A 13,904-nucleotide genomic window follows, 5' to 3' on the forward strand; every position below is an offset into this window, starting at 1 on the left:
TCTTTAGTCGATAAAAAATTCTGAAAGACGTTGTTTCTGAAAACCCTGCGCATCAAAATTCTCAGGACTGAGCCATTGCTGATAGGCTTGATCTAAATTAGACCACTCCTCATCAATGATTGAAAACCATGCCGTATTTCGATTTCGTCCTTTTATGATCCGATCTTGACGAAATAAACCTTCATATTGAAAACCAAAGCGTAATGCTGCGGCTTTAGAAGGTGCATTACAGTCATCACACTTCCATTCAACTCGTCTAAAACCATTGGCAAAACATTGTTGTAATAGTAAAAAGATCACCTCAGTTGAAGCTTTAGATTTTTTCATTTTATGGGAAAAGTAAACATTACCGATTTCTATCGCAGCATGCCCAAGTCTCGGATTTAAGAGTGCAATCCAACCTTGAGCCTCTCCATCAACTTCAATCAAAAAATGGGTCGAGTCTTTAAAACCAAATAGATTTTGTAAATTATTTTTTAATGCAATTTGGCTTTGCGGTGCAGAATAAGGCAAATACGTCCAACATTCTTCACTAGGTTCAGTGACGACACAATTCCAAATTAAGCTTGCTGCTTGCTCAGACAGACCCTCAGCAACATCAATTAAGTTGATATATTGCCCTTTCAGCTCTCCTGAAATGGGTTGAATTGATAAATTATGCTTGAGTGAAAAGCCAACATTTTGACCGAATTCATTCTGTTGTGTTTTTAAATAATTTTTCATAATAATTTATAATGTAGGAAAAATAAGCGTTTAGATGATAATTTAAGCATAAAGTTTTTATATAACCTACATCAAATTGCATAAATATGAAAAATACCCTGACAACTTTAAGGTTTTTGTAAGTGAGTAATTTATTAAAGTATCGATTTCGATTAGAATAGCGCTGCTCTTTGTAGTATGTGTCATCCCTTGAACACAAAAAAATCATCTTTTCATGCTTTTGAAAATTCGCGTGGCTTATAACGGTATATGAATCAAATTCTTCCTTCTCCATTGGAATTACTTCCCTCCATTCGTGTGCTTGACGAGTGGCAAGAAGTCATACCTGAAGATTTATATATACCACCTGCTGCATTTGAAATTTTACTGGAACAGTTTGAAGGTCCGTTAGACTTTCTGATTTATCTGATTCAAAAAAATGGCTTTGATCTTTTACAGTTAGATATTTCACCGATTGCGACCCAATATTTATCCTACATGGATAGTATGAAATCACTCAATATTGAGTTAACAGCGGATTATATGGTAATGGCTGCATTACTTGCTGACTTAAAATCACGCTTACTTCTACCCAAGCCAAAAGTTGTGGATCAATTTGAAAAAGATCCAAAACAAGCATTGATTGATCGTCTCGAGACTTATTTACGCATTAAACAAGCAGCAGAAAGATTAGGGCAAATGCCAATCTTTGAAAGAGATACTTTTAGTACCAATGTCAGTATTGGGCATATTGCACCAATCTATGAAGGTTATGATGTTGATGCTTTACGTGATGCGTTATTCTGCATATTTAATCGTCCTGAACCTATTACCCATGTAGTGGCTCAAGAACCTGTGTTGCTCGAAGAACGCATCGCTTTTATTCAAAGTCAGCTCGCGTCAGGTCAGGCATTGAGTTTTATTCACTTGCTCAATCCACAACAAGGTCGCATGGGCATGGTGGTGACGTTTATGGCTGTGCTTGAGTTAACCCGTCAACAGAAAATTCAAATTATTCATTCTGGAATTGAAGCTCCATTGACAGTTCAAGGTATTGCTGCATGAGCCTAGATTCATTTGATCCCAATGAAGGAATGTCACTCGAAGACATTCATCATGATGTTTTATTACAAATTGAAGCAATTTTGTTCGCTAGTGACTCACCAGTTTCACTTGCAAGGCTAAAAGAAGCATTTCAAAACCAATATAATAAGCAGCAGTTACGTCAGTTCTTGCAACAACTTGCTGTGCTACAACATGGGCGCTCGATTGAGTTGATTGAAACGGCACAAGGCTTTCGTTTTCAAGTACGAGCCAAGTATCGAAATATTATTGCCCAAGTTTGGCCCGAACGCCCAACAAAATTATCACCCTCATTACTCGAAACAGTCGCAGTAATTGCATATCATCAGCCAGTAACGCGTGCTGATATTGAGCAGATTCGTGGTGTATCGAATAATAGCCAAATTTTAAGAAATCTATTTGACTGGAACTGGATCAAAGAATCTGGTTTTAGAGATTTGCCTGGAAGACCTGCGTTGTTAGTAACAACGCCCCAATTTTTAAATGCATTTGGTTTAGCTTCGCTAGGTCAATTGCCTCCCCTACAGAACGCCAAGGAAGCATTCATGACACTCGACGCACATGCGCCGAAGTCTTGAGAAGGTGAACTGTTGATCATTATGTCTAAGGTTGTGCTGTCATGAGTGAGAAATTACAAAAGGTATTAGCGAGAGTGGGGCTAGGCTCACGTCGCTATATGGAGGAAGTCATTGCTGCTGGTCGCGTCAGTATCAATGGAAAAATTGCTCAAGTAGGTGAACGTATTGAACCTACTGATGAACTACGTATCGATGGCCGTAAAGTTCAGTTTCAAGTTGAAGATGAAATTCGCCGCCGCGTTCTCATTTACTATAAACCAGAAGGTGAAATTTGCTCACGCAATGATCCTGAGAAACGTCCAACCGTATTTGATCATTTACCGCAAATTGCCAATGATCGTTGGGTCATGGTGGGTCGTCTAGATATTAACAGTACTGGTTTATTGTTATTCACCAATGATGGTGAGCTTGCTAATCGCTTAATGCACCCTTCAAACGAAGTTGAGCGTGAATACGCAGTCCGTGTGATGGGTGAAGTGACTCCTCAAATTCGTAATACCATGCTGAAAGGTGTAGAACTTGAAGATGGTCCTGCGAAATTTGAATCATTCTCTGAAATCGGTGGCGATGGTATCAACCGCTGGTATCAAGTCGTGGTAAAAGAAGGTCGTAACCGTGAAGTACGTCGTATCTTTGAATCACAAAGTTTAAAAGTCAGCCGTTTATTACGTACTCGCTATGGCACGATCATTTTGCCACGTGAGCTACGCACGGGTCGTTGGATGGAATTGGATAAAACCGATATCGACAATTTAGCAAAATCTGTTGAATTGAAACCACGTCAAGGCACAGGCTTATTTGGTATGGCAAAACGCCGTACTGAAAAGATGGCTGAGAAACCATTAGCTTCACGTCGTGGTGGGTATTTACGTCAACAACGTCGTGATGATGAACAAGATCAACCGCAACAACGTTCAAATAGCAATGCTAACAACAATAGTAATGGACGTAAAACGATTGGTTTTAATAAAGGCTTCAAAAAACCTTAATTATTTGCACAAAAATATAAAAAACGCTCAAATTTGAGCGTTTTTTATTGCACTTAAAGACCTCATACGATGCCCTGTGGAATCGCATTGAGTAATTTTTTGGTATATTCATGCTGCGGATGTAAATACAATTCATCCGAATTGGCAATTTCAACCAACTCGCCCTGATTCATCACCATCACCTGATCTGAAATGTATTTCACGACAGATAAATCATGTGAAATAAAGATATAACTCAGACCAAACTCATCCTGCAAATCTTGTAAAAGATTCAGTACCTGCGCCTGCACAGAAACATCCAATGCAGAAACAGATTCATCACAAATTAAAATCTCAGGTTTTAAGGTTAAGCACCGTGCAATCGCAATCCGTTGACGCTGCCCACCTGAAAACTCATGCGGATAACGATCATAAGCTTGTGTTGGTAAACTGACACGCTCCAATAATTCCAATGCCATTTTTTTGCGTTCAGCATCATTTTGACCAATACCATGAATCCGCATCGGTTCTAATAAAATTTGTCCGATGGTAAAACGTGGATTGAGTGAAGCATATGGATTTTGAAAAATGATCTGTATCTTTCGCTGATACTGTGAGAACTCTTTCTCGGTCATTGCAAGAATATCTTTCCCCCCAATCAGCGCCTGCCCGCCCGTCGCCTCATGTAAACGCATCAGCAATAAACCAATCGTAGTCTTACCTGAACCTGACTCACCAACAAGACCAAGGGTTTTGCCTTTTGCCAATTGGAAGGATACGCCTTTAACCGCCTGAAACTCCTCTCGTCCCCATAAACCTTTACGACTATAGAATGACTTTTTCAGGTCTTTAACATCTAAAATGATCTGTTCATTTCCAAGCAAACCACGTGTGCGCTGTTTCATATTCAGCTCAGATAAATTGCTTACTTCAACCCATTGCCCATTTTCCTGTTTCATAAAGTCACTGGTGATCGGCAAACGATAGGGACGTGTCGCTAGCTGAGGACGACAATGCAGTAAAGCACGGGTATACACATCTTTCGGTTGTTGCAGCACTTGTTCAACGAAGCCACTTTCACGAATCTCACCATGACGCATGACAATCACTTCATCTGCGATTTCACCGACCAATGCTAAATCATGGGTAATAAACAGCATCGACATTTGATGACGTTGACGTAAAGATTCTAATAAATCAATGATCTGCTTTTGAATGGTGACATCTAAAGCCGTGGTCGGTTCATCCGCAATCAATAATTTCGGCTCACAGGCGATTGCCATCGCAATCATCACCCGTTGCTGCTGACCACCTGAAAGCTGACTCGGATAAGCATCAATCTTGGTTTCTGGTGCAGCAATACCGACTTCTTTCAGTAATTCAAGTACCCGTACTCTAGCCTGCTTAGGTCTCATACCTAAATGAATACGCAGCACTTCGGCAATCTGATCACCCACCGTAAATACAGGATTCAGCGACGACATCGGTTCTTGGAAAATCATGGCAATGTCTTTACCACAAATCTTACGCATTTCTTTGGCTGACAAATTTAGTAAGTCTTTATCTTCAAAGCGAATTCGACTTTGTTCAGCGATTTGGCTTTGCCCTTTCGGCAATAAACCCATCACGGCCAATGAAGTTACAGACTTACCACTGCCCGACTCACCAACCAGCGCTACGGTTTTATTTTTAGGAATTGAAAATGAAATCCCTTTGACTGTTTCAATCCACTGCTTATTTTCGCCCTTAAAGCTGACACGGAGATCATCGACACGTAATAGCGTTTCGTTTTGGTATTGCATTTTGTCTCTCCGCTATTTCAACTTAGGATCTAAAGCATCACGCAATGCATCGGTAAACATGGAAAATGCCGTGACCAAAATTGCCATAGCGATGGATGCCGCAGCCAGTTGCCACCATTTGCCCAAGATCAATTCGCTTTGGGCTTCATTCAACATACTGCCCCAAGACACCACACCGACAGGTACACCAAAACCGAGGAAGCTCAGAATCACTTCAGATTTAATGAATGACACCACCAAAATCGAAATTTGAACCAAGGCGATATGACTCACATTTGGAAATATATGCACAAACATACGGCGTAAGTGACTGACACCAATCGCCTTCGCTGCAAGTACATATTCACGCGATTTGTGCTTCATATATTCAGCACGAACCAAACGAAATACCCCAGTCCAACCCGTTAAGCCTAAAATTAAAACAATCGACAGAATTCCTTTTTGTTGGAGTACCGCAGCAATCGCGAGCACTAATAACAGATAAGGAATCGAAGTAAAAATGTTATAGAACCAGTTCAGTGCATCATCCACCCAACCGCCAAAATAACCTGCAATTGCGCCAAGAAAAGTACCAATCACCACCGCCAATAAAGCGGATAACAAACCGACCAGAATTGAGGTTTCAGCACCTTTAATGGTTTTCAGCAAAACATCTTGTCCCCATTTATCTGCACCAAAAGGCAACGTGGTTTTTAACACTTGTTTTTGATCGAGTAAGTGTCCTCCAAGCTGCTGATCAATCTGTCGCATATCTTCAGCCAAAGGATCAATCATGCCATAGCGATCAATCGCAGAACTGCCTTGTTGCTCAGCCTGAATTTCCACATTGAGCTGTTGAATAATATCTTTTAGTGGATCAACTGGATTTTCAGGTAATGCCTCTATCTTCTGGCTACTGTCTTTAATTTGATCTGACTCAGTATCCGCCCCTAAAAATGTCGGTGGTGCGTAGCTGACGGCGACTTCTTTATTCCAATTGGAAGCAATCGCGCCTGTCATCGATAACGCGAGCAAGATGAAATAAAACAGCACCACCAAGAAAGAAACCAAGGCGATTCGATCTGATTTCAATCGATTCAAGGCTAAATGCCACAATCCTGTTGATGCAGGAGATTCACTTGAGGAGGATTTGCCTTTAAAAATTGTACTGAGCATTGTCATCCTCCTATTTCAACTGTACACGAGGATCGAGGAGCTTATAAATCAGATCGGCGATCAAGTTAAAAATCATGGTGAGCGCAGCGATATATACCGTAATGGCTTTAATCACAGGGAAATCACTGCGTTCAACCGCAATAATAATTTCCCGTCCGATGCCTGGAATACCAAAGAAACGTTCAATCAGGAAAGCACCAATCAACAATGCAGGCAGACTCGCCATCACTTCGGTGACGATTGGAATCGAGGCATTACGCAGTACATGTACACCCAGTACCCGTGATTCGCCCACACCTTTGGCGCGTGCAGTCCGCACATAATCTTGGTTAATTTCATCCAAAATAAAGCTACGATACAAACGCAGTGTTGGGGCAATACTCACTACCAACATAATTAAGATGGGTAACAAAGAATACTGGAATAAGTTTTGACTAAAACTATCGCTCCAGCCCTGTACAGGAAACCAACTGAGTTGATAAGCCAGAATATATTGAAACACAATGATATAGACCAAGATACTGATCGACATACCAATGGTACACAGCATCATCACCATACGATCTGTCAATGAACCACGCACTGATGCAATCGCTAAAGCCAAAACAATAGAAATGACCGTTTGCAAAATCGTCAGTGGAATCAATAAAGTCAGTGACGGTCCTAAACGCGTCAGAATAATCTGTGAGACAGGTTCACCTGTACTCCAACTTGCACCATAGTCAAAGGTCAAAATTTGCTGAATAAAAATCCACAATTGCACATAATAGGGCTGATCAACCCCCAATTGTTTACGGATGTTTTCAATTTGCTCTGGGCTAGACATTTTCCCTGCCAAAATATATGCAGGATCGCCCCCCACCCAATTAAACAAGAAGAAAATCAGCAGAATGACACCCAACATGGTCGGGATCATTTGCCACAGTCTACGCACGACATAAGCAAGCATGATGGCAAATCCTTATTTAACCCGTTGACCTGTAATTTCACTAAAGAAGGCTTTGTTATCGGGTTCTCTGCCTAAGAAATCTTTGACCAGTTGGGCTGCATTCTTTTGACTGCCTTGAGATAAAATCGTTTGGCGGTAACGCTGACCCACTTCTGGATTATTCAAGTTATCACCGAAAGCAGACAACATATCCAGAGCCAATACTTCAGACCACATATAACCATAGTAGCCCGCTTGATAGCCCATCAGATGTCCAAACTGCCCAGGAAATTCAGTCGTTGGGACATAGCCTAATGCGGTTGCGGATTCCATTTTTTCCCAGACATCCATTGGCTGTACTTTCAGTGCATCTGCACCATGTAATGCCATATCATATTGTGCATAAAGCGTTTGACGTGCATAACGTAGACCACGCCCATAATTGTGTACTGATTTAAGACGCTGAATTAATGCATCATCAACACGTGGACAGGCAGGATCACAATAGTCAGCCACTTTAGACAAAGTTTCCTTACGGCGTGCCCATTCTTCATACATTTGTGAGGGTGCTTCAACAAAGTCACGCTCCACAGAAGTACCTGACTGACCTGAGTAACGGGTTCTCGATAAAATGCCATGTAATGCATGACCAAACTCATGTACAAAGGTTTCAAGTTCATCACCATTTAAACCTTTGCGGTTAAAGTTAGTGACCAAGACTGAAATTGGCTTGCGCTTGCTTAATGTACTTCCACCATAGACACCCCATACCGCCGCATGCCCATATTTGCCTTCACGTGGAAATTTATCCATGTACAGACCACCCAGCACTTCACCTGTTTTCTTGTCCGTTACATCATAATATTCAACTTCTTCTTGCCATGCATCGACTTTAGCGGCTTTAAACTGAATACCATATAAATTTTCAGAAATCGCAAACAACCATTTTTGTGCAGCGAGTGTTGGGAAATAATCACGCAGTTTTTCTTGGTCAACCTGATATTTGTCTTTACGGAGTTTTTCACTCCAATACGCCATATTCCAACGGTTAATTTCAGCTTGATCTAAACTTATTTTCAAACTTTTGGCTTTAAAAGCACGCAGTTCTTCCACCTCTTTTTGTTCTAAAGGCGCAACCACGTTATGCACATCCGCCAAAAAATGATTTACCGTCTTTGGGTCTTTCGCCATGCGTTTTTTTAAAGCCCAATCGGCATAGCTTGATTGACCAAAAAGTTGTGCCTGTTCATAGCGCAAATCAATAATTTGTTTAAGTAAAGTTAGGTTTTTTTCTGTGCCACGACGTGTAAATGCCGTTTGATAACGTTTCCGTGCATCATCACGCTCTGAAAGCTCCATAAAAGGCTGATACTCTGGGTATTCAAAACCTAATAAATAATTGCCTTTATCATTTTTCTTTAAGCCTGAAATATAACTGCCTGGTAAGCCTTTTAGCTCGGCAGGCGTAAATTCTAATTTCTCTGGATTATCACGAATATTGCGTGAAAACTGCTGCGACAGTTTCGTCAATTCATCCAGAATATTTTTTAACCTTGCTCTTTTTTCAGGTGCAAGTTGTACCCCTGTATCTTCAAAGGCATCAAGAATGTCTTGGCGGTATTTTTGATCAATCGAATCTGTCGCTTTGGTGTTTTTAATACGTTGATATAAAACTGGATTCTGATAAATTTCAGTCTGTAATTGATTGATTTTTACTTCACAATCATCGGCGGTTTTACGCAATTTAGCATCTGGATCAACATTACTATATAAGTTAATTGGCCCTGCGAAGTCTTCAAAACTTGCCATCAATTGATCCCATTCTGCGAGAACAGGTGCAGCCGCAGACTGAGGTTGAACTGTTTGTTTTTCTAACTGGGAAATACGTTGTTGTAACTTCTGCACGTTGGCATCACACCAGTCTGCACTGGCGCTGTTTTTTAAAATAGGTAAAACAGCAGATGTGCTTTCTGCCCACACACCTTGGCTCATCCCTGTCATTGCCATAGATAACAGACATAGTGTCGATCGTTTCAACATTTTTTTCGCCATCATACTCTCCAATTTAATTCATCAATCATTTGGGCTTCTTGCGAACCCTTTTAGGACTAAGGTTGCTTATCTTGCATATCAATGTACATCCATTCTGCGGGCAGAATAGGATGTTTCTTATAACCAATCACTCGAGGTTGTGCCACAACCGTTCGGTAACGCGTCGACATGAATTGTACAGGGGCATAAAACTCTAAAAGACGTGACATTTTACGATAGAGCAGATCACGTTCAGGGCTATCAGCAAGTTTTAAAGACTGTTCATATAAACGATCATATTCTGGTAATTTAAAACAAGTGTGATTGGTCGCATGAATATTATTGCCATAAAATAACTGCATAAAGTTATCTGCATCGGGATAATCTGCAATCCAAGCAGAAGCTTTAAACATGGTTTTACATTGTTTTTCAGCCTTTAAACCTTCTGCAAAAGGCACAGGTTTAGAAACCATATTGACTTTAATATTGGCTAATTCTTTCTTTAGGAGTTCAGCCATCTGCATACTTCGCGCACTGCTACTGGATGGCATAAATTCAATCACCAGTGGCTTACCATTCGGCAACATCCGCCAACCATCTTTGCCCACTTTGTAGTTATAACGATCAAGTAATAAATTCGCTGCTTTTACTGAATACGGAATGCTGCTTTTATAATTGGGATCATGCCCCGTGACACCATAAGGAATCGGTGATTCTAATTTTTTGGCATTCCCTTTGGCTAGGATGTTGATAAATTTCTCTTTAGAGGTCGCCATCGCCATCGCTCGGCGTAAAGCAATTTTCTCCTTACTGAAACCACCCACCACTGGATTTTGTATATTCCAATACAAATAATCAATCGAAGGGTCAGCGATACGTGAAAGTTGAATCCCTTTTTTCACTAACTCGGGCTTTAATTGACCATCTTTTAACGCTTGTGCAGGTAATTCACCATCTAACGTAAAAATATCTAGCCCATCTTTTTGGAACGATAACCATCCTGACTGTGATTCTTCGATCACCTGAATATCGACCACACCAATCTGCGGCATTTTTTTGCCTTGCATTTGCTGTACGATTTTCTGATCTTCAGGATGGGTCGCTTTAAAATTCCATGTATAACCGCGATAATCAGGATTTGCTTTCAAAATAATACGCGAGCCTGGTGTCCATTGTGCGAGAACATAAGGCCCTGTTCCCACAGGATGTCCCATCGCATAGCCTGCTTTATCACGATAATGTTCAATCACTTCACGCGCGACTGCACCTGTTGGCTGATGGGCAAGCAACATTGGGAAATTATAGTTTGGTTCTTTTAACCGAATCACCAAGGTATAACGATCAGGTGTTTGTAAACCGCTAATTGGCTGATCATAGTTAAATTTTCCATTTTTAGCCGCTTGCTGGATGGCGCTATCCATTCCTGAGATACGTCCCTCAAACAACCAACTGTTGGGTGAATGCAAATTTGGATCAAGTAATCGTTTAAAAGAATAGGCATAGTCTGCTGCGATTAATTCTCTCGCTTTGCCTTTAAATACAGGATCAGGGCTGAAATAAATCCCTTTTTTTATTCGAATGGTATAAGTCAAACCATCGGCACTTACTTCCGGCAAAGCCACTGCCGTATTTGGAACGAGTTTTGCGGGTGAAGCTAGATAGTCATAGGTATATAACGTTTCAAACACTGAATACAAAATATGTGCTGAATATAAATCTTGTACTGCGACAGGATCAAATCCAGTCTCAGCCACGGGAAAAGCATAACGTAACACTTTATTCGGATTAGCTGGACTTCTTGCTTGTGTATAAGATGTACCCACACTTAATGTTGCGCCGAATAGCAGAGCTAGCGCATAACTTGGCATTGAATATTTGAAACTTTGCTTCATCCTGAACTCATTATTTATTTTGCTGTGAGGGTGTAATATCCAGATATTGCCAATTGGTATTCATAATTGGATGTGCTTTAAATCCCTGCACCTCGGGTTGAATTACCCAGTTTCTAATCCGTGTATCTTGCAAAATCCAAGGGTTATCAGCTTCAACTTGTCGACTCATTTTTTCATAGAATGGCGTGCGTTGGTCAGGCGCTAATTTCATCGCTTGCTGATAAAAGCCATCATAAGCAGCCGATTTATAACATGATTGATTTCCACGACCAATATTTGCACCATACAATAACTGAGTAAAATTCTCACCCTCTGGATAGTCTGCATGCCATGCACCACTCCACATCATATATTGACACTGAGTTGCTGCTTTTAGGTTATCGGCAAAATTACTCACTTTAAAATCAGCTCGTATTCCAATCGCATCTAAATTTTTCTTCCAAAGTTCAGAATACATTACTGAAGAAGAGCCACTTTCCGTATTGATTTTTAAAGTTAAGGCCTTGCCATTTGGAAAACGACGATAGCCATCCGTTCCTTTTTTATAGCCAAAATGATCAAGCAATTTATTGGCTAAAACAGGGTTATAACCAATACTACTGCGATAATTCGGGTTATGCCCATTCACACCTGCGGGCACTAACATCTCAGCTCTAACAGCCTGCCCTTTTCTTAGAATCCGAATATATTCATTCAGATTAAAAGACATGGCGATGGCACGTCTTAAAGCAATTTTCTCTAAACTATTTCCGCCAACCACAGGATCACGCATATTGAACATGGTATAAGTGACTTCTGCCTCTTTATTGGCATAAAGACGAATCCCTTTTTGTTGCATCGCAGCATTCAATTGATTGTTTTGATCTAAAGCTTTAGGAATAGCACTTGAAGTTAAGGTATCGAAATCCAATTGTTTCGATTGAAATGCCAACCAACGTGATTGTTCTTCTTCAATAATACTAATATTCACTTTGCCAATTTGTGGCATAGGCTTACCACTCATTTGCTTAACGAGTTGGTTATCCCAAGCTGTACCTGTCGACTTAAAATTCCAAACAAAACCTCGATAATCTGGATTGGCAATTAGTTCAATCTTGCTACGTGGGACATATCGACTCAACATATAAGGCCCCGTTCCCACAGGATGCATGCCTAACTGATCTTTATAATATTCAACCACTTCTCTAGCCGTCGCTCCAAATGTGCTATAGGCAAGAATATAAGGAAAATTATAATCCGGTTGGGTCAGCTTAAATTGAATTGTATATTTATCTAAGGCTTTTACACCTTCAATCTTAGCATCATAGTCAAAACGACCTGTTTTATTGGCTTGGTCAACGAGGGCGTTCGCTCCAACCAATTTATTATCAATAAAAGAAAAAGATGGTGCATGATTTTTAGGGTCTAAAATGCGCTTAATCGAATAAACATAGTCTTCTGCAACCAACTCTCGACGCTTTCCTTTGAAGGCTAGATCATCGGTAAAGTAAATGCCTGACTTTATTTTAAAAGTATAAACTTGCCCATTTTTTTCAATAGTCGGTAAGCTCTGAGCAGTTGTAGGAACTAATTTCACTGGATTTGCTAAATAATCATATTGAACTAAACGTTCAAAAATCACATCAGCAACATTGCCGCTATAGAAATTAAAGGTTTTGACCATATCAAAGCCATCATCAGGCGCAGGGAAAGCAACACGAAGCACTTTTTCTGCTTGAGCAGGCGTTTTTGCAAATCCAATCGGCATCGCTGCAACAATAGTTGATACCAATGCAACCCTAAAAAATATTGACTTCAACTCAATGCTCACATCATTGTTTTTTAATAAATACTCGACTTTTAGATTGTATTCAACTTTATAAATAAACTTACTTTAACTATTAATAATTCAGTATTTTTATCAAATCATTGTTTCTTCTAAAAAATTTAACAAGAAATCAAAACATACTCTTGTTTTATCTATTTTATTTCATTAATCACAATTGGAATTAGTTTACTACTCACCTTATAGCCTTGTGGTTTGTTATTACATGCATCTCCGGTTACTGTAGTTCGAATCACATAAGGCGAATAAGGCATGACATTTAAATAACCTGAATTTTCCCGCCCTGTGCGACAGTCTTCTGCTCCTAACTTTTCATCATAGCGCCCACCATAAGAAGATTCTTCGACCTCTGTAATGACTTTACTCGTCCATTGATTTAAATAAACCAAGCTTTTACTCGATTCAACAGTACCCTGTCCTGAGCCAGCACTTTCAATTTCGATCAGTTGAATCGGTTTGCCTTTATAAACGGTAGGATGCACTTTAAAGCTATTCGATTGCCCACCAAACTCCTTTAAAATTCGAGCTTGTTTTAATTTTGGACGAGTTAGTACATAACCAGCCCAAAAATTACGTCCTGCATTTTCAAAACTCACACCCGATAAATAGGCTTCTTCACCTGAGATCAGTTTTACGGCTTCGGTTGAATCAATCTGAATGGCTTGAGGTGGATTGGCATTTGAATCTTGTAAGCTAGTGATCCAACTAATGATGGTTTTATCTGTGGGTACAGCAGCGTGAGATACTGAAACTGTTATGAAGAACCCACATAAAATGGATAAAACTAATTTCTTATTCTTGTTCATTCTTGACCTTGCTTTTATTTAACAGAAATTCTCACATGAAATATGATACTCGGAAACGTCATCCACAACCTGCGTGAATTTTGCAATATATTGTTTCTGCGAAATAATAAAAACAAAACCAAAAAGAGAACAGG

The 13,904-nt window shown here is 40.1% G+C and carries 11 protein-coding genes; 3 read left to right on the plus strand and 8 right to left on the minus strand.

The window, feature by feature from the left end; translation table 11 throughout:
* Positions 1-3: 3 nt before the first annotated feature.
* A complete protein-coding gene (locus C502_RS0105710) occupies positions 4-723 on the minus strand; it encodes a GNAT family N-acetyltransferase (protein ID WP_018677871.1) in 720 nt (239 codons plus the stop codon).
* A 249-nt stretch (positions 724-972) separates the two neighbouring features.
* On the opposite strand from C502_RS0105710, the gene C502_RS0105720 reads away from it, so the two are divergent.
* From C502_RS0105720 to rluB, 3 genes are read left to right on the plus strand one after another with little or no spacing between them, the layout of a single operon-like run.
* The gene (locus C502_RS0105720; RefSeq protein ID WP_018677873.1) at positions 973-1,767 is read left to right on the plus strand and encodes a segregation and condensation protein A; all 795 of its coding nucleotides are present in this window, start codon (positions 973-975) and stop codon (positions 1,765-1,767) included.
* A complete protein-coding gene (gene scpB / locus C502_RS0105725) occupies positions 1,764-2,363 on the plus strand; it encodes an SMC-Scp complex subunit ScpB (RefSeq protein WP_018677874.1) in 600 nt (199 codons plus the stop codon). The genes C502_RS0105720 and scpB overlap by 4 nt, the downstream gene beginning before the upstream one ends.
* A gap of 41 nt (positions 2,364-2,404) precedes the next feature.
* A complete protein-coding gene (gene rluB / locus C502_RS0105730; RefSeq protein ID WP_018677875.1) occupies positions 2,405-3,352 on the plus strand; it encodes a 23S rRNA pseudouridine(2605) synthase RluB in 948 nt (315 codons plus the stop codon).
* 62 nt (positions 3,353-3,414) lie between these two features.
* On the opposite strand, the gene C502_RS0105735 is transcribed toward rluB, so the two are convergent.
* The 7 genes from C502_RS0105735 to C502_RS0105765 form a co-directional block, all read right to left on the minus strand.
* Positions 3,415-5,133, minus strand: coding sequence for an ABC transporter ATP-binding protein (locus C502_RS0105735; RefSeq protein ID WP_018677876.1), 1,719 nt, complete (start codon positions 5,131-5,133; stop codon positions 3,415-3,417).
* 12 nt (positions 5,134-5,145) lie between these two features.
* A complete protein-coding gene (locus tag C502_RS0105740) occupies positions 5,146-6,288 on the minus strand; it encodes an ABC transporter permease (protein WP_018677877.1) in 1,143 nt (380 codons plus the stop codon).
* Positions 6,289-6,298: 10 nt separating this feature from the next.
* Positions 6,299-7,237 (minus strand): ABC transporter permease, encoded by a 939-nt coding sequence (locus C502_RS0105745; RefSeq protein ID WP_018677878.1) that lies wholly within the window; start codon positions 7,235-7,237, stop codon positions 6,299-6,301.
* Between the two features lie 12 nt (positions 7,238-7,249).
* Positions 7,250-9,268: a M3 family metallopeptidase gene (locus tag C502_RS0105750; RefSeq protein ID WP_018677879.1), complete on the minus strand. Its 2,019-nt coding sequence runs from the start codon at positions 9,266-9,268 to the stop codon at positions 7,250-7,252.
* Between the two features lie 56 nt (positions 9,269-9,324).
* Complete coding sequence (locus C502_RS0105755; protein WP_018677880.1) at positions 9,325-11,139, minus strand: ABC transporter substrate-binding protein; 1,815 nt, start codon at positions 11,137-11,139, stop codon at positions 9,325-9,327.
* Between the two features lie 10 nt (positions 11,140-11,149).
* Entirely contained in the window at positions 11,150-12,937 is a 1,788-nt protein-coding gene (locus C502_RS0105760; RefSeq protein ID WP_026315752.1) for an ABC transporter substrate-binding protein, read from the minus strand.
* A 161-nt stretch (positions 12,938-13,098) separates the two neighbouring features.
* Positions 13,099-13,770 carry a hypothetical protein gene (locus C502_RS0105765; protein ID WP_018677882.1) on the minus strand — a complete coding sequence of 224 codons (672 nt, stop codon included), beginning with the start codon at positions 13,768-13,770 and terminating at the stop codon, positions 13,099-13,101.
* Between the last annotated feature and the right edge of the window lie 134 nt (positions 13,771-13,904).

It is taken from the genome of Acinetobacter tjernbergiae DSM 14971 = CIP 107465 (assembly GCF_000374425.1).
In the GTDB taxonomy this organism is placed as follows: Bacteria; Pseudomonadota; Gammaproteobacteria; order Pseudomonadales; family Moraxellaceae; genus Acinetobacter; species Acinetobacter tjernbergiae.